Origin of the sequence: Ensifer soli (assembly GCF_041928815.1) — a bacterium.
Taxonomy (GTDB): domain Bacteria; phylum Pseudomonadota; class Alphaproteobacteria; order Rhizobiales; family Rhizobiaceae; genus JBHFEI01.
The window spans coordinates 289,007-312,744 of record NZ_JBHFEI010000006.1 but is presented as its reverse complement, the minus strand read 5'-3'; the positions used below and the strand labels follow the sequence as shown (position 1 = coordinate 312,744).

Here is a 23,738-nt window from a genome sequence, read left to right as displayed (position 1 = left end):
CCATGCCCACGTCTTCATGGCCGCAATCACCATCGCGGCAATCGTCATTTGGTGGATTCAATGAGTCCTGAGCCTAGTGAACCGCGCCGAGTTTGCCGGAGGCCATTTCGTTTAAGTTATGCGGCCAAGGCTTGTGCGTCCAGCATGGCATAGTATCGTTCTTCGGCCTCGGCTGGCGGTATGTTGCCGATCGGCTCCATAAGACGCCTGTTGTTGAACCCATCGACCCATTGCAAAGTGGCGAACTCCACGGCTTCGAAGTTTCGCCACGGTCCTCGCCGATGGATGACCTCGGCCTTGTAAAGACCGTTGTCGTTTCAGCGAGGGCGTTGTCATAGAGGTCGCCAACAGTCCCGACAGACGGCTCGATGCCCATGATGCACCCTCGGTCACCTTCTCCGGCATGCTGCATGCCGACCGCTATGCGGGCTTGCGTGACCTCTACGAAGCAAACAAGCCAGGCGGCCTGCTGGTCATTCTGGAAGCAGCCTGCTGGGCGCATGCAAGACGCACGTTCTTCGACCTGACGACGTCGGGCAAAGCGTCGATTGCCGAGGAGGCACTGCGGCGGATCGGTGAACTCTACGATATCGAGAAAGCCGTTCGAGGGGAGCCGCCAGATGTGCGGAAAGCTGCGAGGCAACAGAGCAGCGCTCCCAGGGTCAAAGCCCCGCGGTTATGGTTGGACGACAATCTTAAGCGCCTGCCGCAAAAGTCCAGGACCGCTGAAGCAATCCGATATGCGTTCTCCCGCTGGACATCGCTTTGCCGTTTCCTTGAAGACGCTACCATCGAGATCGACAACAATGCTGCGGAAAGGGCGCTCCGGCCGATTGCGCTCGGCCGAAAGAACTGGCTCTTCGCGGGACCGGACAAAGGCGGTGAACGCGCTGCCGCGATACTGTCGCTGATCGAGACTGCAAAGCTCAACGGCCTCGATCCGGAAGCCTACATGCGGGATGTGCTCACCCGCATCCCCGATCATCCGATAAACCGGATCGATGAACTCTTGCCGTGGAACCTGCAAACTCCGTCAAAAATGGTCTGATCGGACGCTTACGTCGCCTCCGTCCCGTCAGTAGTCGCCCGCTTCGCGCGGGCGTGGACGAAAACTATTTCAGGGTCTTGGCGCTGCTTATCTCGGCCTGCCGCCCGCCTTGCGAGCCGGCAAAAGCTCTTCGCGGCATCAACAGAAGTAACGCGTCTTCACCGTCGCACGAAGCTTCCCCGGTCGATTCCGTGGCGTTGCAGCTTGTCGTAGAAGGTCTTGCGCGGAATGCCGAGCGCGTCGAGCGTGCGGCGGACGTCGCCGTCGTTTTCGGCAAGCGTGTCGCGGATGATGTCCGCCTCGAGCCGCTCCAGCCGTTCGGGAAGGCTGCCGCCGCCGGCCGAGGGGGTGGGGGGCTGCCTTGCTTTTTCCAGACCGAGGACGACCCGTTCCGCGAAATGCGACAGTTCGCGCACGTTTCCCGGCCAGTCATGCGTCATCAGGTGGTGGCGCAGGCCGTCGGTCAGCGTCGGGATCTCCTTGCGGAAACGCCCTGCGGCGCGGGTGGCGAAGTGCGAGAAGAGCAGCGGGATGTCGTCGCGCCGCTCGCGCAGCGGCGGGATCGACAGCGTGACGACATTGAGGCGATAATAGAGATCCTCGCGGAAATCGCCGCGCGCGGCGGGATCGCCGAGGTCGATCTTCGCCGCCGCGACCACGCGAAGATCGACGGGCCGCACCGCATTCGTGCCGAGCGGGTTGATTTCGCGCATTTCCAGCACGCGCAGCATCTTCACCTGCGTGGCGACCGGCATGCTCTCGATCTCGTCCAGGAACAGTGTTCCGCCGCTTGCATGCTCGATGCGGCCCGTGCGCTTCTTCTGCGCGCCGGTGAAGGCGCCGGGCTCGTGGCCGAAGAGCTCGCTCTCGATCACGCTCTCGGGCAGGGCGCCGCAGTTGAGCGCGACGAAATGGCCGGCCTTCCGGTGGCTCCAGTCGTGCAGGATGCGGGCGACCACCTCCTTGCCGCTGCCCGTCTCGCCGGCGACCAGCACATCGACATCGGTGTCGGCGATGTGGCGGAGAATGTTGCGCAGGTTCTCCATCGCCGGCGTCGCGCCGATCAGCGGCAGGTCGTCGCGCGCCGCCTCCGCCGCCCGGCGCAGGGCACGGTTCTCCAAAATCAGCCGCCGCTTTTCCGCCGCGCGGCGCACGCTCTGCACCAGCCGGTCGGCCGGAAACGGCTTGGCGATGAAGTCGTAGGCGCCGTCCTGAAGCGCCGCGACCGCCATCGGGATATCGCCATGGCCGGTGACGAGGATCACCGGCAGGTCGGCGTCGCGCTTCTTCAAAAGGGCAAAGAGCGCCAGTCCGTCCATGTCGGGCATGCGAATGTCGGTGACGACCGGCCCGGCAAAGCCGGCATCGACGGCGGCGAGCGCCGCCTTCGCCCTGTCGAAGGCGATGACGTCGAAACCGGCGAGTTCGAGCGTCTGGGCGCAGGCGCGTCTCAAATCCGGATCGTCATCGACAAGGACGACGGGAGCGGCGACGGGAGGCGGCGTGGACATGTCATGCCTTTCGCAGGGAGACGGTGAAACAGGTGCCGTCGTCGCCGGTTTCCACCTCGATCCGTCCGCCGTAGTCGGCGACGATGTCCTTCGATATAACGAGGCCCAGTCCGAGCCCGGCATCCTTCGAGGTGTTGAACGGCGAAAACAGGTTCTCGCGGATGCCGGGCGGGAAGCCCGGCCCGTTGTCGCGCACGCGGAGTGCGACGGCATCGCCCTCGTCGCTTGCGGAAATCTCTACGCGGCCGGCATCGCCCCTGTCGGCGACGGCCTCCAGCGCATTCTGTAACAGATTGATCAGCACCTGTTCGAGCCGGAGGCGATGGCCGCTGACGACGAGGGCGGCCGCGGGCAGGGTGAGGACGATGAGGTCCATGCGACCGGAAAAGCGGCTGCGCAGCAGCATCACCGCGCCCTCGACGACGGCGCGGATATCCGTTGGCTCCGCCGCCGCGCGGCCCTTGCGGGCGAGCCCCTTCAGCGCCTCGGTGATGCCGCCGATCCGTTCGGTCAGCTCCGCGATGCGCTCGAGGTTTTCCGCCGCCGGCCCGGTGCGGCCGCGATCGAGGAAGGTGCGGGCATTGTCGGCATAGGCGCGGATGGTGGCGACGGGCTGGTTGATCTCGTGCGCCACGCCGGCGGCCACCTGGCCGAGGATCGCCAGCCGGTTGGCCTGAACCAGTTGCTGCTGGACGCTCTGCAATGCGCCTTCGGTGGCGCGATGGCTGCCGATCTCGGCCGCCAGCCGGTCATGCGCCTGGCTCAGCGCCTGCGTGCGCTCGGCCACGCGCCGCTCGAGCTCGAGGCGGGCGTGCCGTTCGCGCGCGATGCCGCGCCGGAGCGCTTGGCGCCGATAGAGGAGGATGGCCGCGAGGGCGATGGCGACGAGAAGCGCCAGCAGCGTGACCAGGCGGGCTTCGCGCACGCCGGCGTCGATCTCGGGCGACAGCGGCACCAGCCGATGAAGGGTCCAGCCGGTGGTGGGCACCGGCGTCGCCACGTCGAGCGTCGCGGCCCCGCCGGCCTCGCCGGGCATGACGATGTCGGCGATCTCGGCGTCGGCCCCCTCGGTGTCCGTGACGCGGCGTGGCAGCGGCGTCAGCGGTGCCTCGCCGAATTGCAGGCTTTCGCGAATGCCGGCGCGCCGGGCCGGCGGGATGTCGCCGAGCGTCATGAAACGCCAGGACGGGATGCTGGTGACGAGCACGATGCCGCGGCCGTCGACGACATAGGTCGGCTTGCCGCCGGACGCCCATTCCGCCTCCAGGTCGTCGAACTCGACCTTGACCACGACGACGCCGAGCGGTCCGTCAGGCCCGTCGATGCGCTGCGACAGGTAGAGGCCCGGCCTGCGGCTGACGGTGCCGAGGGCGAAATGCTCTGCCGTGCCGTCGTCGAGCGCCCCGCGGAAATAGGGACGAAAGCCGTAATCATTGCCGACGAAGCTGGCCTCGTCGCGCCAATTGCTGGCCGACACGGCGATGCCGTCCATGGCGACGAGATAGATGACCGCCGCGCGGGTTCCCGCCGCCAGCGTCTCGAGCTTGCGATTGAGGCGGTCGAGCGCGGGCGCGTCGCCGGCCGAAAGGTCGGCGGCGATCATTCCGTCGCTGGAGAGCACGAAAGGAAGGGCGCGGTATTTTTCGAGGATGGTGCGCGTCAGGGCGACGCTCAGCCGCGCATCCGTACGCGTCGCTTCGGCCAGCGCCCCGACCGCCCGCTGCCGCCCGACCTCGCCGCTCGCCCAGAGGCCGACGGCAAGGATCGCGGCGCTGGCGAGCGCGAAGGTCGGCCAGAGCGCACCGGCAAAGCGCGCGCCGGCGCTTTCCGTCGTGAGGGCGGGGCGCGGTGGAAAGAGCATGGGGAAACTGTGCATGTTTTCGCACGGGATGCAAAGGAAGCTGTGTGGATGTCCGCACGGATCTTGCAGTCATATTCGCGGATTTAAAAAAATACGTCGAATAATCAATTGTTTATTTTCTATTTCTCGTTTGGCACGCCGCTTGCGATGCCTGTGTCACGACGGTGCAGCCGTTGGATGAGGCACAGGGCCCGGGAGGCCGGACGCGGGTTCGGGCGGGCGACAGGAGGACAGGATGATTGCCATACCCTTCGAACACGAGGCAGCGCCGAAGGCGAAGCTGCCCTTTTACAGGCATCTCTACGTGCAGGTGTTGGCGGCGATCGCCGCCGGCATCCTGCTCGGCCATTTCTATCCGGAGCTCGGCACCAGCCTGAAGCCGCTCGGCGACGCCTTCATCAAGCTCGTCAAGATGATCATCGCGCCGGTCATCTTCCTGACGGTCGCGACCGGCATCGCCGGCATGAGCGACCTGCAGAAGGTCGGCCGCGTCGCCGGCAAGGCGATGATCTACTTCCTGACCTTCTCGACGCTCGCGCTGGTCATCGGCCTGATCGTCGCCAATCTCGTCCGTCCCGGGGCCGGAATGAACATCGATCCCGCCTCGCTCGACCCGGCAGCGATCGCGACCTATGCCGAGAAGGCGCACGAGCAGACGATCACCGGCTTCCTCTCGAACATCATCCCGACGACCATCGTCGGCGCCTTCGCCGACGGCGACATCCTGCAGGTCCTGTTCTTCTCGGTCCTCTTCGGCGTCGCGCTGGCGATGATCGGCGACAAGGGCCAGCCGGTGGTCGATTTCCTCAACGCCCTGACGGCGCCGGTGTTCAAGCTGGTGGCGATCCTGATGAAGGCCGCCCCGATCGGCGCCTTCGGCGCGATGGCCTTCACCATCGGCAAGTACGGCGTCGGCTCGATCGCCAATCTCGCGCTCCTGATCGGCACCTTCTACGTCACCTCTCTGCTCTTCGTCTTCGTCGTCCTCGGCGCGGTGGCGCGCTACAACGGCTTCTCCATCCTGGCGCTGCTGCGCTACATCAAGGAGGAACTGCTTCTCGTTCTCGGAACCTCGTCCTCGGAAGCAGCGCTGCCTGGGCTGATGCGCAAGATGGAGAATGCCGGCGCTACCCGCTCCGTCGTCGGTCTCGTGATCCCGACCGGCTATTCGTTCAATCTCGACGGCACCAACATCTACATGACGCTCGCCGCGCTCTTCATCGCGCAGGCGACCGGCATCGATCTTTCCTACTCCGACCAGATCCTGCTGCTGCTCGTCGCGATGCTGAGTTCGAAGGGGGCCGCGGGCATCACCGGCGCCGGCTTCATCACGCTTGCCGCGACCCTCTCCGTCGTTCCCTCCATGCCGGTCGCCGGCATGGCGCTGATCCTCGGCATCGATCGTTTCATGTCGGAATGCCGCGCGCTCACCAATCTCGTCGGCAATGCGGTGGCAACCCTCGTCGTCGCGCGCTGGGAGAAGGAGCTCGACACGGAAAAGCTCGCCGCCGCGCTCGGCGGAGCGCCGGCCGCCTCGGCCGCACCCATCGGCGCGCTGCAGCCGGCCGAGTGACATCGCGACACCGCGAGATGCCCATGCAAGGGGCGGGGACCGGGCAACCGGTGCCCGCCCCTTTTTCATTGCCCATCGTCAAAGGATCGTCGTCGTCGCGCGCTTCTGCGGAGCACCCTCCGGGCGTCATGCTCGATTTCCTTTGCCAGACGGGTTGAAAGGCGTATTTTACAAGTCGGCGATGCTGTCCGAGGAAAGACGATGCCGACCCCCGCGACATGGAACACCGGAAACGGTCTGTGGTTCAACGGAGCGAACTGGGACGAACCCAATCCGGACGCGCCGCCTCCGCTTCTTCACTACGTTCCCGGACCGGACGAGGACGTCCGGATCCCGGACCAGTCCCTGGCAGGGACACCCTTTACCGTCACCTACGACGGCGAGGGCGCCATTCGCTCCCTCACCGCTGCGGCCAATGCCACCCTCGACCTTGTCGGCGGCACGCTGACCACGCTGACCGGCGGCAGCGGTTTCGGCACGCTCCGGCTTGCGACGGATACGCGTTTTACCATCGACGATGGCACGTTCAGCACCAACGCGCTCGACGTCTCCGGGCGCATTAGCGGTGACGGAACGCTGAGGCTCGTCAATGCCGTCTCGGATATCAGGGCGGGTGCGGTGGTGGACGTGGCGCAGTGGCTGCTCACCTATCAGATCGGCAGCGGCACGGTGTCCATCACCCGTTTCCACACCGATCTGACCTATTCCGGCGATTTCCAGCTGCTGCAGGTGTTCGGCAACGCCCCCATCCTCCGGCTGCAGGCCAACACGATCACGCTCTCCGGAACGGCGCTGCTGCAGGGCACGATCGAGGGGCCGGGGACGCTGAAGGTCACCGGAACCGGACGCTTCGCCGGCACAGTCGACGACGGCGCGCGGCTTGAGGTCGCGGGCGTACTGGTCCAGGACGACTATGCCAGGCTCGGCGGCGCGCTTCAGATCGACGCCGGCGGCATCTATTCGATCGACGCCTCCGCCGATCTCGCCGATATCGGCGGCGCCACCATTCTCAACAACGGCCTCTTTCGCCAGACGGCTGCGGGCGTCGCAAGGGTCGATGCGGATTTTACCAACAATGGCGTGATCGCCGTCGCAAGCGGCGCGCAGATGACGCTGATCGACAGCGATTTCCAGCTGAACGGGACCGTGTCGGGCGCCGGCCGGCTTGTCTTCGGCTTCGCCCATGACGTGACCCTGAACACCAGCGCGATCTCGGTCGCGCAATGGACGATCGCTGGCGGCAATGGCGGCGGCACGACGACGCTGGCCCGCAACATCACCTATGGCGGTGCCTTCACATTTGCGCATACCGGCACGCTCGATCTCAACGGCCGCACCTTGACGCTGTCCAGCGCGGCCGATCTCGACTATGGAACGATCGACGGGACGGGAGCCCTGCGCATCACCGGTTCGGCCGTCGTCAGCGCTATCGGCATTGGCTATCAGGGCACGGCGGCGACCCTGCGCAATTCCGGCGCCGTCACGCAGGATGGCCAGATCTTTCTCAACGGCACGATACTGAACGATGCGGGCCGGACTTACACCCTGAAGGCCGGCACGATTGCCGGTGTCGACGGCCGTTTCACCAATAACGGCATCGTCACCGCCGCTGCCGGCACGGCCAACGACATCCAGACCGCCTTCGATACGGTCGGCACGCTTTCGATCGCTGCCGGGGCGACGCTGCGGCTCGCAGGCGCGTCGACGCTTGCAGGAACGATTGGCGGGCAGGGGACGCTGACCCTGTCCGGGGCCGCCACGGTCGGCACGGCGATCTCCACTGCGGCGCTCAACCTCAACGGGACGACGACCTTGTCCTCCGATCTCGCCTATGCCGGCGCGTTCACGATCGGGACGTTCAGCACCACCCGGCTCGGCGGGCATACGCTCGAGCTTTCCGGCGTCGCCCATCTCGTCAGCGGTTTCAACACGATCGGCGGTTCCGGCGTGCTGAAGATCACCGGCGACGCGACGATCGGCGGCGTGGCGCTCGGTTCGCCCTCCGGCGCGATTGCCGTTCGCAACCTCGGCAGCGTCGAGCAGGTGGGCTCGGTATCGCTGAGGGGCACGCTGACCAACGAGGGCGGCCACACCTATGCGATCAGCGGCGGGTCGATCACCAACGACGGCGCGGTGGTCATCAATCGCGGGACGATCACGGTTGCGCCGTCATCCGGTGGACTATCGGAGATCAACAGCACGTTCACCCAGGAGGCGACCGGCGTTCTTTCGGTCGGCAGGGGGGCGACATTGCGGCTTGCGGGCGACGCCACGGTCTTCGGCACGGTGACGGGTGCAGGAAAACTCATTCTTTCGGGCACCACGAAGGTCTATGCGGCGATCGGCACGTCGGCGCTGGAGGTCAACGGCGCGGCGACGTTGAGCGAGACCTACACCTATCGCGGCGCGTTCTCGGTCGGCACCTTCGCGGCGGTCAACCTCGATGGAAGCACCCTGACGCTCGCGGGTTCGGCGCGGTTCGACACGGGCTTCAACAGCATCGGCAATGGCGGCCTTCGCGTCACCGGGACCGCGACGATCAACGGCATCGATCTCGGTTCCGCGGCTGGCGCGATCGACTTCATCAACAACGGGACGACAGTCCAGACCGGCGGATTCCGGCTCAGCGGCCAGATCGTCAATGCGTCCGGCCGCACCTACACCCTCACGGACGGCGACATCAGCGCTGACGGTGCCGCGAGGATCCTCAATCTGGGGCTTTGGGAGAAGGAGGGCGCTGCAGGCAACGCGACCATCCGCGCACTCTTCACCAATGAAGGATTCCTTGCCGTGCGCAGCGGCGTGCTTCACCTCGACAGCCTCGTGAACATCGGGGTGATCGAGGGGGTGATCGCCACCGACGGCGCGCGTGTCACGGTGACGGCGGACAGCGGCAGTTCGAAGACGCAGACCGGAGGCTCAGGGAACAACCGTCTCGACGGGGGCGCCGGAGCCGATACGCTGCGCGGCGGTGCAGGAAACGATACCTACGTCGTCAACAACCGGGGCGACAGGACGATAGAGCTTGCCGGTGCGGGGACGGACACGGTGGAGGCGTCGGTCAGCACCACGCTGGCCCCGCACATCGAGAGGCTCGTCCTGACGGGCACAGGTGCCCTTAACGGCACCGGCAACGACCTCGCCAACACGATCACCGGGAACGGTGCCGCCAACATCATCGATGGCGGTGCGAATGCCGATCAGATGACGGGTGGGGCGGGCGACGACACCTATATCGTCGACCATGCCGGCGACCGGGTGTTCGAGGCAAAGAATGGCGGGACGGATACGGTGCGTGCTTCGGTCAGCTTTTCGCTGTCCGGCCAGGCGATCGAAAACCTGGTCCTGACCGGCTCCGCGGCAATCAATGCGACCGGCAACAGTGGAGCCAACACCGTTACCGGCAACCGCGCTTCTAATACCATCGACGGCGGGGGGAATGCCGACCGGATGACGGGCGGCGCGGGCAACGATACCTATGTCGTCGACCATGCCGGCGACCGGGTGTTCGAGGTGAAGGACGGTGGTACCGATACGGTGCGCGCGTCGGTCAGCTTCTCGCTGTCCGGCCAGGCGATCGAAAACCTCGTCCTAACCGGGTCTGCGGCGATCAACGCGACCGGCAACAGTGGAGCCAACACCATCACCGGCAACGGCGCCGCCAACATCATCGACGGCGGGGGGAATGCCGACCGGATGACGGGCGGCGCGGGCAACGATACCTATGTCGTCGACCATGCCGGCGACCGGGTGTTCGAGGTGAAGGACGGTGGTACCGATACGGTGCGCGCGTCGGTCAGCTTCTCGCTGTCCGGCCAGGCGATCGAAAACCTCGTCCTAACCGGGTCTGCGGCGATCAACGCGACCGGCAACAGTGGAGCCAACACCATCACCGGCAACGGCGCCGCCAACATCATCGACGGCGGGGGGAATGCCGACCGGATGACGGGCGGCGCGGGCAACGATACCTATGTCGTCGACCATGCCGGCGACCGGGTTTTCGAGGCGAAGGACGGCGGTACCGATACGGTGCGCGCGTCGGTCAGCTTCTCGCTGTCCGGCCAGGCGATCGAAAACCTCGTCCTGACCGGGTCTGCGGCGATCAACGCGACCGGCAACAGTGGAGCCAACACCATCACCGGCAACGGCGCCGCCAACGTCATCGACGGCGGTGCCGGCGCGGACCGCCTGGCGGGGGGCGCGGGCGCGGACAGCTTTTCCTTTTCAACCCCGATCGGCGGCACCAATGTCGACCGGATCGCTGACTTTTCCCTTGCCGACGACACGATCCGCCTGAGCGCATCCGTTTTCGGGGCACTGACGCATGGCAACCTCGCGGCGGCCGCCTTCAAGGATATCGGCACCGGTTCGCTCGATGCGAACGATCGCATTCTCTACGACCGGGCAAGCGGTGCGGTCTTCTACGACGCCGACGGCAGCGGCGAGGCGGCCGCCATCCGTTTCGCCACCCTCGACACCAGGCCATCCCTCACGCATGCGGATGTCTTCGTCGTCTGACGCCTTGTCCGTCCAGCGCCGCACCGGTCGTTCGCGACGTCAGTAGACGTCCGGCACATGGAGTTCCGGCGGCACGGGATGGCGCAGATAGTCGGCGTGGCGGACGCGTTCCGGCAGTTCGATCGACGGTTTCGGCACATCCTCATAGGGGATCTGGCGCAGGAGATGGGCGATGCAGTTCAGCCGTGCCTTCTTCTTGTCGACCGCGTCGATCACCCACCAGCGCGCGTCCTCCGTATGGGTGCGGGCGAGCATCTCCTCCTTCGCCTTCGTGTAGTCCTCCCAGTGGACGCGGCTTTCCATATCCATCGGCGAGAGTTTCCACTGCTTCAGCGGGTCCTCGATGCGCATGCGGAAGCGGAATTCCTGCTCCTCGTCGGTGATCGAGAACCAGTATTTCACCAGGATGATGCCGGAGCCGATCAGCATGCGCTCGAATTCCGGCACGGTGCGGAAGAACTCCTCGAGTTCTTCCGGCGTGCAGAAGCCCATCACCCGCTCGACGCCGGCGCGATTGTACCAGCTCCTGTCGAAGAGCACGATCTCGCCGGCCGTCGGCAGATGCGAGACATAGCGCTGGAAATACCACTGGTTGCGCTCGCGCTCGGTCGGGGCGGGAAGGGCGACGACGCGGCAGACGCGGGGGTTGAGGCGCTGGGTCACGCGCTTGATCGCGCCGCCCTTGCCGGCGGAATCGCGCCCCTCGAACAGGACCACCACCTTCAGCTTCTTGTGCACCACCCAGTCCTGCAGGCGCACCAGCTCATGCTGCAACCGGAAAAGCTCGCGGAAGTAGATTTTCCGGTCGATCGTCTTCACGGCCCGTTCGGAGATCGCGTCAGCCGCGAGATCGTCGATGCGCTCTTCCTCCATCTGGAGTTCGAGCTCCTCGTCGAAACTGTCGGCGATTTCGTCCTTGATGCGGTTCATATGGCTGTTGTCGGTGTGCATGGCGGTCGGTGTCCTGTTGTCCGTCCGCACAGGAGCAGGCTTCGGCGACAGCCATGTGACAGCCGTTGCCCTTGCCCTGGCCCTTCCGGTAGGCGAAAAGAGGCCGATCGCGATGGAGGACGGCGTGAAGATTTTGATCGGGACACTCATCGCCGCCACGCTTGCCGCTTGGCCGGCGCGGGCCGGGTGGCAGGCGGTCGAGACGATCGCGACCTACACGATCACGGGCACGAGCGGCCCCGAACTCTACGCCTCGATCGGTAAACGGGGGCCGACGCTCGGAGAAGGGCGCGTCATCGCCCATACCGGCTTCAAGCTGACCTGGACGCGCTCCTACGAGCCGACGCCGGACGGCGGCTGCAGGCTGGCCGCGGCGAAGCCGAGGCTCGTGATCACCTATACGCTGCCGCGTCCCGCCCGTCCGCTGCTGCCCGCCACCGCCGCGCTGTGGAAAACCTTCATCGACGGCGTCGAGGCGCATGAGCGGGTGCATGGCGAGCAGATCAAGGAGATGGTGAGGAGGATCGAGGCGGCGACCGTCGGGTTCTCCGTGCCGGACGATCCCCGATGTCAGCGGATCCGCGAGGCGTTGCCGGCGATTCTCGGTCCCCTGTCGCAGGCGCAGCGCGCCGCGGCGCGCGACTTCGACCGGGTGGAGATGAGCGACGGCGGCGCGGTCCACCGGTTGATCCTCAGCCTCGTCAACGGCCGCTGAGGGCGGGATCCCCGGCGTCGCGGCGACCAGGCCGTGCCCCGGTCCGCGCCGCTTTTGCCGCGGGTTCGCCCCCGTCTTGCTGCCGGCGTGATTTAGACTAATGTCATGAACATGCCTGACGGCATGCGCCGAAGGATGGCAGGGCGCGGATGCGAGGGGACGGCGATGGGCGACGGCGCGCCGGACATGCGCTACGGGGAGGAGCCGGGCCTTCGCTTTGCGATCCTGCTCGGCGGCGATGGCGGCTGCCGCACGCTGAGCGTCTCCGACATGTGCGGCTGGAGGCCCGGCGACGGCGTGCTCTGGCTGCATTTCGAGCGGGACCATCCGGCAACCGTCGACTGGGTGACGACGAGCGGCGGCTTCGATCCGCTGATCGCGGAGGCGCTGCTCGCCGAGGATTCGCGCCCGCGCGTCGAGCCGATCGACGACGGGCTGCTGATCATCCTGCGCGGCGTCTGCGCCACCCGGCCCGACGAGGTCGGGGAGGAGGGCGCGGGGATCGATCTCATCCCCTTGCACATCTGGGTCGACGCGCACCGGCTCGTGTCGCTGCGCGACAGCGGCCACTATATCACCGCGCTGCGCGACATCCGTCTCGCCCTCCAGAAGGGCAAGGGACCGAGGCGGACCGGCGACCTCCTTGCCCTGATCAGCGATAAGCTGGTGCGCGACCTGGAGCCCGTGCTCGATGCCATGGACGAGGAGGTGGACGAACTCGACGACCTGATCTTCCAGGGCGAGGCCGGCGAGGTGCGCCAGCGGCTGAAACTCCTGCGCCGGCGGTCCGTGCAGCTGCGCCGCTATCTCGCCCCGCAGCGCGATGCGCTGAACCGGATCGCCCATGACGACGCCGGATGGCTGAAGGAGCGGGACACGCTGCGCCTGCGCGAGGTCATCGACAAGCTGATGCGCTTCATCGACTATCTCGACGCGATCCGCGACCGGACCAGCATCCTGCATGACGACCTGTCGACGGTGATCGGCGAGCGCATCGCGCGCAGTTCGAACCGGCTCGGCGCGCTCGCCGCGCTGCTCCTGCCGCCGAGCGTCGTCGCCGGGCTGTTCGGCATGAATGTCGGCGGCATTCCCGGTGTCGGGGATACGTCGGCCTTCCTCGTCATCGTCGCCTTCGTGGTGGCGACCTCGGTCGCGACGCTCTGGCTGCTGAAGCGCATCGACTGGCTGTGATCCTGCCCCGTCATTCGACGACGACGGAAAAGGAAAAGCGCGCCGAGGCGCCGGGTTCGAGCGTTTGCGAGAAAGGACGCGCGGCGATCTCGCCGCTTTCCCCGTCCCGCGCCGCCATTCCATGCCAGGGTTCGATGCAGATATAGGGAGCCCCCGGCTTGGTCCAGAGCGCGAGGTTGGGCAGGTTGTCGAAGTGAAAGCGCAGGCCGGCGCCGCCCTCCGGCGCGTAGCGCAGACCTGTCCCGGCGCCTTCGGGGAAGATCATCGCATCGTCTGCGAACAGGGCATGATCGAGAACGAGACGTCCGCTGCGGAAGGGCGACAGCAGCTCCTCGGCGACGAGGAGGCCTCCTGCCAGCCGGGCGAGCGGCGGCTCGGCGCCGTTGTCGAGCACGATCGTGTGCGCCCGGCCGGCCGCGCCCGGCAGCGGCCAGAGGAAGGCCGGGTGAAAGCCGAGGCCGAAAGGCATCGGCCGCGCATCCTCGTTGCGCACCTCGGCCGTTACCGTCAGCATCGGTCCGTCGAGCCGGTGCGCGACTTCGAGCCGGAAGTCGAAGGGATAGGCCGCGCGTGTCGCCTCGCAGGCAACCAGCACATGCCGGCAGGCGCTTGCGCCCGCCTCTGCCAATGTGAAGGCCGAGCGCCGCGCGAAGCCGTGCTGGGCCATCGGATAATCGACGCCGTCGACGGCGATCCGGTCGCCGGGCGCCTTGCCGACGATCGGGAAGAGAACCGGCGACCGTCCCGTCCAGAAGGCCGGATCGCCGCTCCAGAGCAGCGCCCGGCCCTCGGCCGTCGTCAGGCTTTGCAGTTCGGCGCCGAGGTCGGCGATCTCCGCGACGAGGTCGCCGGAAGCGATGCGGACGGTTTCGGTCATGGAGTGCCCCTCTGCGCAATGACGGATGGCGAGGACCCGTCACCGGGCGACGGGAGCCCCGCAATTCTTCCGCCTTGAGAATATCGGCCCGGCTGCAGCTTTCAACTCCCGCATTGCAACATGAACCGGCATGACGCCTGTTCTTGCGTCGGATGACGGGCAGGGGCGCCAATGGATGCGAAAGGCTGTTCCGAAGGTTGATCTCCGCCTGCCGCAGGATGTCGCCGCCCGGGGAGGCGTCGGCGTAAGGCATGATTTTAATTTAGGAATACAGCATCTTCCGCAATGGAGAATCCATCCGGGAAGTGGGAATCAGCAGCGGGACGACGCCCGGCCCCCGACCTTCGTCTCAAGGGAGCGCTGCGAAACGATCTTGTGACTTGCATCGCCACGATTTCACCATATATTGCGCTGCACTCGATCGAACCGATTGGTTCGGCCGGGCCCGATGGCTTGAGGCCACCTTCACGCGACGCCTTCGCGGCGTTGCGGACAACCGGAAGGAACTGTTTCATGAATCTTTCTATCGGAATCAAGGACGTCGCCGGCTCCGCGGCCTTGCCGCAGTCCCAGATCGGCGAGACCGTGCGTCGCTCGCGCCAGGACATGGGCTACAGCATCGACGACCTCGCCGTCACCTGCGGCCTCACCGGCGCGGAAATCTCGCGGATCGAGATCGGCGCGGATATCGATCCGGCGCGGTTGCGCCGGGTGGCGAACGCGCTGCGCCTACCGGTCGAACGGCTGACCGGCGCCTGAGGCGATCCGGCCGGCTTCGCCCTGCCGGCCGGCCCTGTTCCGACGCGACCTGGACCCGGGTGGCGTCACTGAAAACGGTGCCGCCGCTGCGGCGAGGCACTGCTCGGACCGAAACATCTGCTTGTCCTCGCCGCCGCGTCCGACCTTTGCAAGACGGCGAAGGTCAGGCGCGGGCGCCTGTGCGACCCGACAGGCGCATCGCCGCAATGCCGGCCAACGTCAGCAGGATGACCAGCCCGGCATAGATGTCCGCCGTCGGCGCCAGGCCGATGACGCGGGCGAGGAAGCCGGCGCCGATCGCCGGAAGGGCGAAGGCCAGATAGCTTTCCACGTAAAAGGCCGACAGCAGCCCGGCGCGCTCGTCCGGGGCGGCGAGCGGCATGACCGTGTTGACCGAGCCCAGGAAATTCGTTCCGAGGCCGAGGCCGGCGATCGCCGTGCCGGCGAACAGCAGGGCCACGACGCCGGCATGGGTGCCGGCCAGCACGACAGCCATGCCGAGGATCATCAGCGGCGGACCGAGGCGGAGATTGGACGCCGCGGTTCTCGTCCGTCGCGCGAGGATCGCGATCGAGCCGCAGACGGTCAGCGTGCCGACCACGGCGCCGGCGACCATCACGGAGCGGTTTCCGGTGGCCGCAGTCACGAGGGACGGCATCAGCGACAGGTAGAAGCCGGCGAGCGCCCAGCCGGCGACATTGCCGGGCGTGATCAGCGCCAGCGCGCCGCGTGCCTGCGCCGGCACATGGACGCGCGGCGTCAGCGAGGCGAACACCCCCGGCCGGCGCGTCGCCGTCTCCGGCAGCAGCCAGACGAGCCCGGCCTGGAGCAGCAGCGTGACGAGAAGGATCGCATAGCCGAGATGCATCGGCGCCGGCGCGAAACTTACGAGCGCGCTCGAGCAGAGCACGCCGACCGCCATGCCGGCAAGCGGCACGAGGCTGTTGATGAGCTGGCCTGCCGTCCTGTCGGCGTCGATGAGCGCGGCGCCGATCGCCCCGCTCGCCGCCCCCATCGCCACGCCCTGCACCGCGCGGGCCGCGATCAGCCAGGCGACGCTGTCGGCGAGGAGAAACAGCACCATCGCGACCGCCAGCAGCAGGACGGAGGCGCAGATCACCGGCCGGCGCCCGACATGGTCCGACAGCGAGCCGACCACGAGAAGGGAGGCCAGGAGCGCCAGCGCATAGGTTCCGAAGACCACCGTCAGCATGCTGGAGGAAAATCCCCAGGCTTGCTGATAGAGATGGTAGAGCGGCGTCGGGGTCGAGGAACTGGCGAGAAAGGCGACGAGCGTCGCGCCGAGTGTGGCGAGGGCGAAGCGTCGCCCTGCGGGACGGCCGGTAGGGTCGGGCTGGCTGGACATGGGAGACGGGAGGCCTTAAAGCAAATTCGTTGCGTTTGTCATAGGTCAGGACCGTATGGAAAGCAAATCATTTGCGTTAAGGCGGCTTTGCCCGTACCTGAGAAAAGAGCGGGGACAGCGATGACGGCGAGGGACGCAGCGCGGCCCGGCGGGCGCAGTGCCCGGGTGCAGGCCTCGGTCCATGGCGCCGTGCGCACCCTTCTTGCCCGCGCCGGCCGCGATCAGCTGACGATCCCGCAGATCGCCGCCGAGGCCGGCGTCACGCCCTCCACCATCTACCGGCGCTGGGGCGACCTGCAGGAGCTTCTGGGCGATGTCGCGGTCGAACATCTGAGGCCGGATGCCGATCCGCCCGATGCCGGTTCGCTCGCCGCCGATCTCTTCGCCTGGGGGGAGCAATATGCCGAGGAGATGGCCTCGGCGCCCGGGCGCGCGCTGATCCGCGACGTGATGGCGAGCCGTCCGGAGGATGCCGGACGCTGCTGCGCCTACACGCGCCAGCAGCTTTCGGTGATCGCGGGCCGCGCGCGCCGACGCGGCGAGCCCGTGCCGTCGGTCGAGACGATGATCGACCATGTCGTCGCGCCGATCATGTACCGCATTCTTTTCGACGCCGATCCGGTGACGGCCGGGCGCGTGCGCGACCTGGTTGCGCGCCTCATGCAGGCCTGCACAGGAAGCGGGCAGGAAACGCCAGAGATTACAGAGATTTCATCCCGCTGAACCGGATTTCGTCGTAGTCTCGTCCTATATCCCGGTGACGGACAGAACGAAGTGACAGGCGGGCCATGCTGGACAGACCCCGAAACGAAACGCGTGACGCGCAGGCAACGGCATCGTCGTCCGTCCCGCGTCCCGTTCGCCGTCGTCATCGTCGGCGCTGGCCCTACGCGCTCCTCGTTCTGGCGCTTCTTGCAGGAGCCGGCGCCTATGGCTGGCAGGCCTACAGCACGCCGGCGGCCCGGCAGGCGGTCGTCACCGATGTCGTGGCGCGCGGCGATATCGAAAACAGCGTCACCGCCGCCGGTCTTCTCAGCCCGATCCGCGATGTCGATGTCGGCGCCCGGGTTTCCGGGCAGTTGAAGCGCCTCGCCTTTTCGATCGGCGATCAGGTGAAGGAGGGCGACCTCGTCGCCGAACTCGACAGCGCTTCGATCGAGACGCAGATCGAGGTGGCGGAGGCTGAGCTTGCCAACCTGAAGGCGCAGATGACGGACAAGCAGGCGCAGGCGGTGCTGGCGGAATCGAGCCTGTCGCGCCAGCGCGATCTCGTCGCCAGCAACAGCGCCGCCCGGTCCGCGCTCGACCAGGCGGTCGCCGCACTCGCCACCGCCCACGCCAATGTCGCCTCGCTCGAGGCCCAGATCCGCAAGCAGGAAGCGGCACTGAAGGATGCGCGCATCAGCCTCGGCTATACGAAGATCTACGCGCCGATGGCCGGCACGATCGTCGACATTCCGGTCAAGGAAGGCCAGACGCTCAACGCCAACCAGTCGACGCCGACGATCGCGACCATTGCCGACCTTTCGACCATGACGGTCGAGGCCCAGGTCTCCGAGGCAGACATCAGCCGGCTCGCGGTCGGGATGAAGGCCTATTTCACCCTTCTCGGCCAGTCGGGACGGCGCCACGAGGGAACGCTGCGCCAGATCAAGCCGACGCCGACGACGGAAAACAACGTCGTTCTCTATTATGCGCTTTTCGACGTCCCCAATCCCGACGGCGCTTTGATGATGAACATGACGGCGCAGGTCTTCTTCGTCGAGGATGCGGCCCGGGACGTGCTGACCATTCCGGCCGGGGCGCTGAAAAGCACGGGACGTGATACGGGCACCGTGACCGTGGTGAAGGAGGGCGGCGCGCAGGAGAGCCGCGAGATCAGGACCGGCGTGCGCAGCCGCGTGCGTGTCGAGGTCACCGAGGGGCTCGCCGAGGGCGAGAGGGTCGTCGTGCCGTCCGATTCCGCCCGCAGTTCCGGCCAGCGCGGCATGCGCGGGGGCATGCGCGGCATGCCGCCGCCGATGTTCTAGGAGGCAACGGATGGCGACTTTGCCGCTGATTTCGCTGCGCGACATCCGCCAGGTCTTCGACAACGGCGATGTCGCGGTCGAGGCGCTGCGCGGCGTTTCCCTCGATATCGCCGCCGGCGAGTTCGTCGCGATCGTCGGTGCGTCCGGCTCCGGCAAGTCGACGCTGATGAACATCCTAGGCTGCCTCGACCAGCCGACCTCCGGCGAATATCTGCTGGCCGGCGAGGATGTCGCCGATTTCGACGCCGACCAGCTTGCCGGGCGCAGGCGGCGGATGTTCGGCTTCGTGTTCCAGAGCTACAATCTCGTCTCGACGGCGACGGCGCAGGAGAATGTCGAGATACCGGCGATCTATGCCGGCATGCCGGCGCAGGCACGCCGCGAACGCGCGGAAGACCTGCTGACGACGCTCAATCTCGGCGATCGCCTGGACCACCTGCCGAACCAGCTTTCCGGCGGCCAGCAGCAGCGGGTGTCGATCGCGCGCGCGCTGATGAACGGCGGCGAGATCATCCTGGCGGACGAGCCGACCGGCGCGCTCGACACGCAGAGCGGCCGCGACGTGATGGCGACGCTGCGGCGGATGAACGCGGACGGCCACACGGTGATCATCATCACCCATGCGCCGGACCTGGCGGAGACCGCCGACCGGGTCGTCGAGATCCGCGACGGCCGCATCGTCGCCGACCGCGTAACGCGCCATGCTCCGCGCGGCGGGATCGCCCCGCCGTCCCGCATCCGCGCGACCGAGGATGCGTCGCCAGCCCTTGCCGATCTCGGCGAGGCGGTGCGCATGTCGTTCCGCGCGCTCCGGGCGAACCTCTTCCGCACCGTCCTGACGCTGCTCGGCATCGTCATCGGCGTCAGCTCCGTCGTCGCCATGCTGGCGATCGGCACCGGCGCGCAGGATTCGGTGCTGAGCCGCATTTCGTCCATGGGCTCCGATCTTTTGGTGGTGCGGCCCAGCATGGCGAATTTCCGCGGCGGAGAGGGCGGCAGCGTCGTCTCGCTCATCCCCTCCGATGCCGATGCGATCCGAGAACTGCCGAACATCGCCTTTGCCGTTCCGGAAATGTCGAGCACGTTGACGGTGCGGGCCGGAAACCGCGACACGCAGACGACGGTCAACGGCACGGTGCCGGAGTTCCCGCTGGCGAAATCCTGGGAGACGGCGTCCGGCACCTTCCTCGACGCGTCCGACATGGAGTCCTACGCCACCGTCGCCATTCTCGGGCAGACGGTCGCCCGCACCCTCTTCCCCGACGATGCCGATCCGCTCGGCGATTATATCCTGATCAAGAACATTCCGTTCCAGGTCATTGGAATCCTGTCTGAAAAAGGTGCGACCGCCGGCGGAAACGATCAGGACGACACAGTGCTCGTGCCGCTGACGACCGGCAATCTGCGCCTGTTCGGTGCCCGCAATGTCCGTTCCATCACCGTCCAGGTGAAGGACGATGCCGCCATCGATGCGACGCAGGCGCAGATCCAAGCGCTGCTCGATCTCCGCCACAAGCGGCAGGATACGCAGATCACCAATCTCGCCGCGATCCGCGAGACGCTGACGGAGACCTCGAACATCCTGAAGGTGTTCCTCGGTTCGATCGCGGCGATCTCGCTGATCGTCGGCGGCATCGGCGTGATGAACATCATGCTCGTCTCGGTGAGCGAGCGCACGCGCGAGATCGGCATCCGCATGGCGACGGGGGCGCGAGCGCGCGACATCCTCGCGCAGTTCATCGTCGAGGCGCTGGTCGTCTCTGCCCTCGGCGGCCTGATCGGCGTCGCCCTCGGGCTCGGCATCGGCGTGGTGGCGCAGGCGTTCGGCGTGCCGGTGTCCTTCGCGCCGGGTCCGGTCGCGCTCGCCTTCGCCAGCGCCTTCCTCACCGGTCTCGTCTTCGGCTACCTGCCGGCCTACAACGCGTCGAAGCTGCAGCCGGCGGTCGCCCTCTCGTCGATCTGAGCCGCTGGTGTCGCTCAGCCTTTCGCCGCGAAATCGGCGAAGCCGGCGACGAAGGCGTCGAGGCGTTCGGCCGTGGCCGCGTCCGTCAGGCGCCCTTCGCCGTCGAAGAGCGTATGGGCGCGCGAGACCATCAGCCGCTTGCCGGACCAGACCCGCGCGCCGAGCGTGTGGAGCACCGTCAGCCAGGCGTTCTGCGACAGGAGCGTGCCGAAATTGCCGGGCGAGGCACCGGCAAGGGCGAAGGGCTTGCCGCCGAAGACGCGGCCGATGTCGGAGGAGGGCCGGGAGAGCCAGTCGATCGTGTTCTTGAAGGCGCCGGGAATCGAATTGTTGTATTCCGGCGTGAACAGGATCACGCCATCCGCCGCGACGATCTTCTCCTTGAGTGCTGCGACGGCCGCGGGAACGCCGTCGGCCGCCTCGAGGTCGCCGTCATAAAGCGGAATGCCGGCGATGCCGGCCGCCGTCAGCGTCACGCCGTCGCCCGCCCCGGCGACGGCGGCGTTGAGGAGCGCGGTATTGAGCGAGGCCTTGCGCAGGCTGCCGGAAATGCCGAGGAGATGGACCATGGGACGTTCCTTGCCGGTTTCGATTGCCGCCCAGGATACTGCATCTCGCTAACAAACGGAATCGATTCAGGAATTTATCCGCGTTCTTTGATGAGAGGCGTGATCGCCTTCATCCTCGGCACGAACGGGCTTGTCCTTACCGTGCCAGGAGCTTACGATACTGGATGAAGCCCGAGCGGTCGGCGATGCGGTCGTAGAGCAGCATCGCGTCGCTGTTCGTCTCATGCGTCAGCCAGTGGACGCGGGCACATCCCCAGCCGGCGGCGAGCGCGTAGACATGCTCGATCAGCCGTCGCCCGATGCCGACGCCGCGCGCGTCGGGCGCGACGAAGAGGTCCTGGAGATAGCAGTAGTCGCCCTCCGTCCATGTCGACCGGTGGCGGATCGTGTGGACGAGGCCGACCGCACGGCTTCCCTGCCAGGCGAGCACCCCTCGCATCGGCCCGGCCGGGTCGATGAGGCGGGTGAAGGTCGTCGCCGTCACCGGGGCCGGGATCTCGACCTTATAGAAGGCCTGGTAGGCCTGCCACAGCGGCAGCCAGTCGGCATGATCCTCGGCGCCGAGCGGGCGCAGCGTGAGCGTGTCCTCGTTCATCCCTGTCATTCCCCGGTGCGGTGGTGTTGAAGGGTGCGGATCTGCCTGCCATCCCCGTCGAAGTTGTCGGGATCGAGCCAGGCCTCGTAGGCGGCCCTCAGCGCCGGCCATTCGCCGTCGAGGATCGAGAACCAGGCCGTGTCCCGGTTCTGCCCCTTTGCCACCATGTGCTGGCGGAAAATGCCCTCGAAGGTGAAGCCGAAACGGTCGGCCGCACGGCGCGACGGCGCGTTGAGCGCATTGCATTTCCACTCGAATCGACGATAGCCGAGCGTATCGAAGATCAAATGTGCGAAGAGGTAGAGCGCCTCCGTCGTCACCCGCGCGCGGGCGATCGCCGGTCCCCACAGAATATTGCCGATCTCGATGACGCCATGGGTGGCGTCGATGCGCATCAGCGCCTGCCGTCCTTCGGCGCGGCCGGTCGCCTGGTCGATGACGGCGAAGAACATCGGGTCGTCGGAGGCGGCGATCTTGTCGAGCCAGGCGGAAAAGACGGTCATGGATTCGGGCGGCGCCTCGAACAGGTAGCGGAAGCGGTCGTCGGCGCCCGGTTCCTGGGCCGAGGCGAAGAGCTCGGCGCCATGGCGGGCCGGATCGAGCGGCTCGAGGCGGGCATAGCGGCCTTCCAGAACGTCGCGCTGCGGCCGGGCGGCGCCCGCCCAATCGGTCAGTGACATGGTCTCGTCTCTCGTCTGCGCCGGCGGGCCGCCAGCGTCCGGAGGTTGACTTCTCGCTGAAGAGTGGAATGAAGTAAAACTCCAGTTCCGTTATTTTGGGCAGACCGGTTTGCGCAGCTTCGATGCCCCCGCCTGGCTCATCCTCGACCGCGCCGGCGGCGATCTCCCTGGCCAGATCGACAGCGCTTTTCGCGCGCGCATCCTGGCCGGTGACCTGCCTGCGGGCACGAGGCTGCCGTCCAGCCGGCTGTTGGCCGCAGCGCTCGGCGTCGCCCGCTCGACGGTGGTCGACGCCTTCGAGCGGCTGAAGGCGGAAGGCTATCTGATCGCGCGGGCCGGCTCAGGGACGCAGGTCGCGGTGCTGGCGCCATCGCCGCTTCGGGGCCGGCGTGCCGAGGTCGCTTCGCCGCGGATGCCCGACGCCCTGCCGTCGGTGGCGGGTCTTTTCCGCCCCGGCATTCCGGATCTCGCCGATTTTCCCCGTGCCGCATGGGCGCGCTGCCTCGCTGCCCGCGCGCGCCGCCTCGACGGCTCCGCCCTGGGCTATGATGCGCCGTCCGGCCTGCCCGCGCTGCGCGAGGCCGTCCTGGAGCATGTCTCGGCCACGCGCGGCGTGGTGGCGCGGCCCGAGCAGGTGCTGATCCTGCCGACGACGCGCGCGGCGATCGACCTGCTTGCCAGGCTGATGGTGCTGCGTGACGGGGCCGGGCCTCCGGTCGCCTGGATCGAGGAGCCCGGCTATCCCGCTGCCCGGGCGCTGCTCGCCGCCGCTGGAGCGCGGCTCGTCGGCATCGCCTGCGATCGGTCGGGGATCGATCCGGGTCTTGGCGAAGCGCCGCCGCGGCTGATCTACGTCACGCCCTCGCACCAGTATCCGACGGGCGTCACGTTGTCGCTCTCGCGGCGGCTGGCGCTGCTGGAGGTGGCGCGGCGCCACCGCGCCCTCATCCTCGAGGACGATTACGACAGCGAATTCCAGTACGGGTCGCGACCGATCGCGGCGCTGCAGGGGATCGACCGGGCGGACTGCGTCGCCTATCTCGGCACCTTCGCCAAGGTGCTCGCTCCCGGCCTGCGCGTCGCCTATGCCATCGTTCCGCGCATGCTGGCCGAGGAGGCCGCCGCCGCCATCGAGCGCCAGGGGCTTGCGGTGCCCGTCCATATCCAGGCAGCCCTCGCCGACTTCATCCGCGAGGGGCGGCTGCGCGCGCATCTGCGGCGGATGAAGCAGATCTACGAGGCCCGCATGGCGGCGACGGTTGCCGCGCTCATTCGCCATTGCGATGCGGTTCTCGAGGTCCCGCCGGGCTCGGGCGGGCTGCAGCTTGCCGCCTGGTTCCGCGACCGCGCCACCGACGACGCGGCCGCCGCGCAGAGGCTGGCGCGGCGCGGCTACGGCATCCTGCCGATGTCGGCCTTCCATCTCGGACCCGCGCGGCCCGGGCTCGTCCTCGGCATCGCACGGATGGGCGTGGATGACGCCGATGGCGCCGTCGCCGGCATCGCGCATGTCCTGATGCGGGTCGGCTGA

Annotated in this window: 17 protein-coding genes and 2 pseudogenes; 10 read left to right on the top strand and 9 right to left on the bottom strand. The window is 67.2% G+C overall.

Annotated elements, in window-relative coordinates:
- Positions 1-116 precede the first annotated feature (116 nt).
- Positions 117-373, bottom strand: a pseudogene (locus ACEVQ6_RS11915) (integrase core domain-containing protein); the annotation flags it as partial.
- Between the two features lie 21 nt (positions 374-394).
- On the opposite strand from ACEVQ6_RS11915, the pseudogene tnpC reads away from it, so the two are divergent.
- Positions 395-1,048: pseudogene (gene tnpC / locus ACEVQ6_RS11910) on the top strand (IS66 family transposase); the annotation flags it as partial.
- A gap of 158 nt (positions 1,049-1,206) precedes the next feature.
- On the opposite strand, the gene ACEVQ6_RS11905 reads toward tnpC, so the two are convergent.
- Positions 1,207-2,559 carry a sigma-54-dependent transcriptional regulator gene (locus ACEVQ6_RS11905; RefSeq protein WP_374889189.1) on the bottom strand — a complete coding sequence of 451 codons (1,353 nt, stop codon included), beginning with the start codon at positions 2,557-2,559 and terminating at the stop codon, positions 1,207-1,209.
- A gap of 1 nt (position 2,560) precedes the next feature.
- Positions 2,561-4,435 (bottom strand): sensor histidine kinase, encoded by a 1,875-nt coding sequence (locus ACEVQ6_RS11900; RefSeq protein WP_374889188.1) that lies wholly within the window; start codon positions 4,433-4,435, stop codon positions 2,561-2,563.
- A gap of 220 nt (positions 4,436-4,655) precedes the next feature.
- On the opposite strand from ACEVQ6_RS11900, the gene ACEVQ6_RS11895 reads away from it, so the two are divergent.
- Together ACEVQ6_RS11895 and ACEVQ6_RS11890 are read left to right on the top strand one after the other, a co-directional pair.
- Positions 4,656-5,993, top strand: coding sequence for a dicarboxylate/amino acid:cation symporter (locus ACEVQ6_RS11895; protein WP_374889187.1), 1,338 nt, complete (start codon positions 4,656-4,658; stop codon positions 5,991-5,993).
- 201 nt (positions 5,994-6,194) lie between these two features.
- Positions 6,195-10,511 (top strand): beta strand repeat-containing protein, encoded by a 4,317-nt coding sequence (locus ACEVQ6_RS11890; RefSeq protein ID WP_374889186.1) that lies wholly within the window; start codon positions 6,195-6,197, stop codon positions 10,509-10,511.
- A 39-nt stretch (positions 10,512-10,550) separates the two neighbouring features.
- Here ACEVQ6_RS11890 and ppk2 read toward each other — a convergent pair whose 3' ends face one another.
- Positions 10,551-11,462 carry a polyphosphate kinase 2 gene (gene ppk2, locus ACEVQ6_RS11885; RefSeq protein ID WP_374889185.1) on the bottom strand — a complete coding sequence of 304 codons (912 nt, stop codon included), beginning with the start codon at positions 11,460-11,462 and terminating at the stop codon, positions 10,551-10,553.
- A 112-nt stretch (positions 11,463-11,574) separates the two neighbouring features.
- On the opposite strand from ppk2, the gene ACEVQ6_RS11880 reads away from it, so the two are divergent.
- Both ACEVQ6_RS11880 and ACEVQ6_RS11875 read left to right on the top strand, forming a co-directional pair.
- Positions 11,575-12,177: a DUF922 domain-containing Zn-dependent protease gene (locus ACEVQ6_RS11880; protein WP_374889184.1), complete on the top strand. Its 603-nt coding sequence runs from the start codon at positions 11,575-11,577 to the stop codon at positions 12,175-12,177.
- Between the two features lie 165 nt (positions 12,178-12,342).
- Complete coding sequence (locus tag ACEVQ6_RS11875; RefSeq protein WP_374889183.1) at positions 12,343-13,368, top strand: CorA family divalent cation transporter; 1,026 nt, start codon at positions 12,343-12,345, stop codon at positions 13,366-13,368.
- 10 nt (positions 13,369-13,378) lie between these two features.
- On the opposite strand, the gene ACEVQ6_RS11870 is transcribed toward ACEVQ6_RS11875, so the two are convergent.
- On the bottom strand, positions 13,379-14,245 hold the full coding sequence (locus ACEVQ6_RS11870) for an aldose 1-epimerase family protein (RefSeq protein ID WP_374889182.1): 867 nt from the start codon (positions 14,243-14,245) through the stop codon (positions 13,379-13,381).
- A gap of 513 nt (positions 14,246-14,758) precedes the next feature.
- On the opposite strand from ACEVQ6_RS11870, the gene ACEVQ6_RS11865 reads away from it, so the two are divergent.
- The gene (locus ACEVQ6_RS11865) at positions 14,759-15,004 is read left to right on the top strand and encodes a helix-turn-helix domain-containing protein (protein ID WP_374889181.1); all 246 of its coding nucleotides are present in this window, start codon (positions 14,759-14,761) and stop codon (positions 15,002-15,004) included.
- A gap of 163 nt (positions 15,005-15,167) precedes the next feature.
- Here ACEVQ6_RS11865 and ACEVQ6_RS11860 read toward each other — a convergent pair whose 3' ends face one another.
- Entirely contained in the window at positions 15,168-16,370 is a 1,203-nt protein-coding gene (locus tag ACEVQ6_RS11860) for an MFS transporter (RefSeq protein WP_374889180.1), read from the bottom strand.
- 120 nt (positions 16,371-16,490) lie between these two features.
- Here ACEVQ6_RS11860 and ACEVQ6_RS11855 point away from each other — a divergent pair, with 120 nt between their 5' ends.
- From ACEVQ6_RS11855 to ACEVQ6_RS11845, 3 genes are all read left to right on the top strand, one after another.
- Positions 16,491-17,093 carry a TetR/AcrR family transcriptional regulator gene (locus ACEVQ6_RS11855; RefSeq protein WP_374889179.1) on the top strand — a complete coding sequence of 201 codons (603 nt, stop codon included), beginning with the start codon at positions 16,491-16,493 and terminating at the stop codon, positions 17,091-17,093.
- A gap of 65 nt (positions 17,094-17,158) precedes the next feature.
- The gene (locus ACEVQ6_RS11850) at positions 17,159-18,400 is read left to right on the top strand and encodes an efflux RND transporter periplasmic adaptor subunit (RefSeq protein WP_374889178.1); all 1,242 of its coding nucleotides are present in this window, start codon (positions 17,159-17,161) and stop codon (positions 18,398-18,400) included.
- A 10-nt stretch (positions 18,401-18,410) separates the two neighbouring features.
- Positions 18,411-20,363 (top strand): MacB family efflux pump subunit, encoded by a 1,953-nt coding sequence (locus tag ACEVQ6_RS11845; protein ID WP_374889177.1) that lies wholly within the window; start codon positions 18,411-18,413, stop codon positions 20,361-20,363.
- 14 nt (positions 20,364-20,377) lie between these two features.
- Here ACEVQ6_RS11845 and ACEVQ6_RS11840 read toward each other — a convergent pair whose 3' ends face one another.
- The 3 genes from ACEVQ6_RS11840 to ACEVQ6_RS11830 form a co-directional block, all read right to left on the bottom strand.
- Complete coding sequence (locus tag ACEVQ6_RS11840; protein ID WP_374889176.1) at positions 20,378-20,932, bottom strand: NADPH-dependent FMN reductase; 555 nt, start codon at positions 20,930-20,932, stop codon at positions 20,378-20,380.
- A gap of 136 nt (positions 20,933-21,068) precedes the next feature.
- Positions 21,069-21,527, bottom strand: coding sequence for a GNAT family N-acetyltransferase (locus tag ACEVQ6_RS11835; protein WP_374889175.1), 459 nt, complete (start codon positions 21,525-21,527; stop codon positions 21,069-21,071).
- Positions 21,528-21,532: 5 nt separating this feature from the next.
- Positions 21,533-22,207, bottom strand: coding sequence for a GNAT family N-acetyltransferase (locus tag ACEVQ6_RS11830; protein WP_374889174.1), 675 nt, complete (start codon positions 22,205-22,207; stop codon positions 21,533-21,535).
- Positions 22,208-22,316: 109 nt separating this feature from the next.
- Here ACEVQ6_RS11830 and pdxR point away from each other — a divergent pair, with 109 nt between their 5' ends.
- Complete coding sequence (gene pdxR / locus ACEVQ6_RS11825) at positions 22,317-23,738, top strand: MocR-like pyridoxine biosynthesis transcription factor PdxR (protein WP_374889173.1); 1,422 nt, start codon at positions 22,317-22,319, stop codon at positions 23,736-23,738.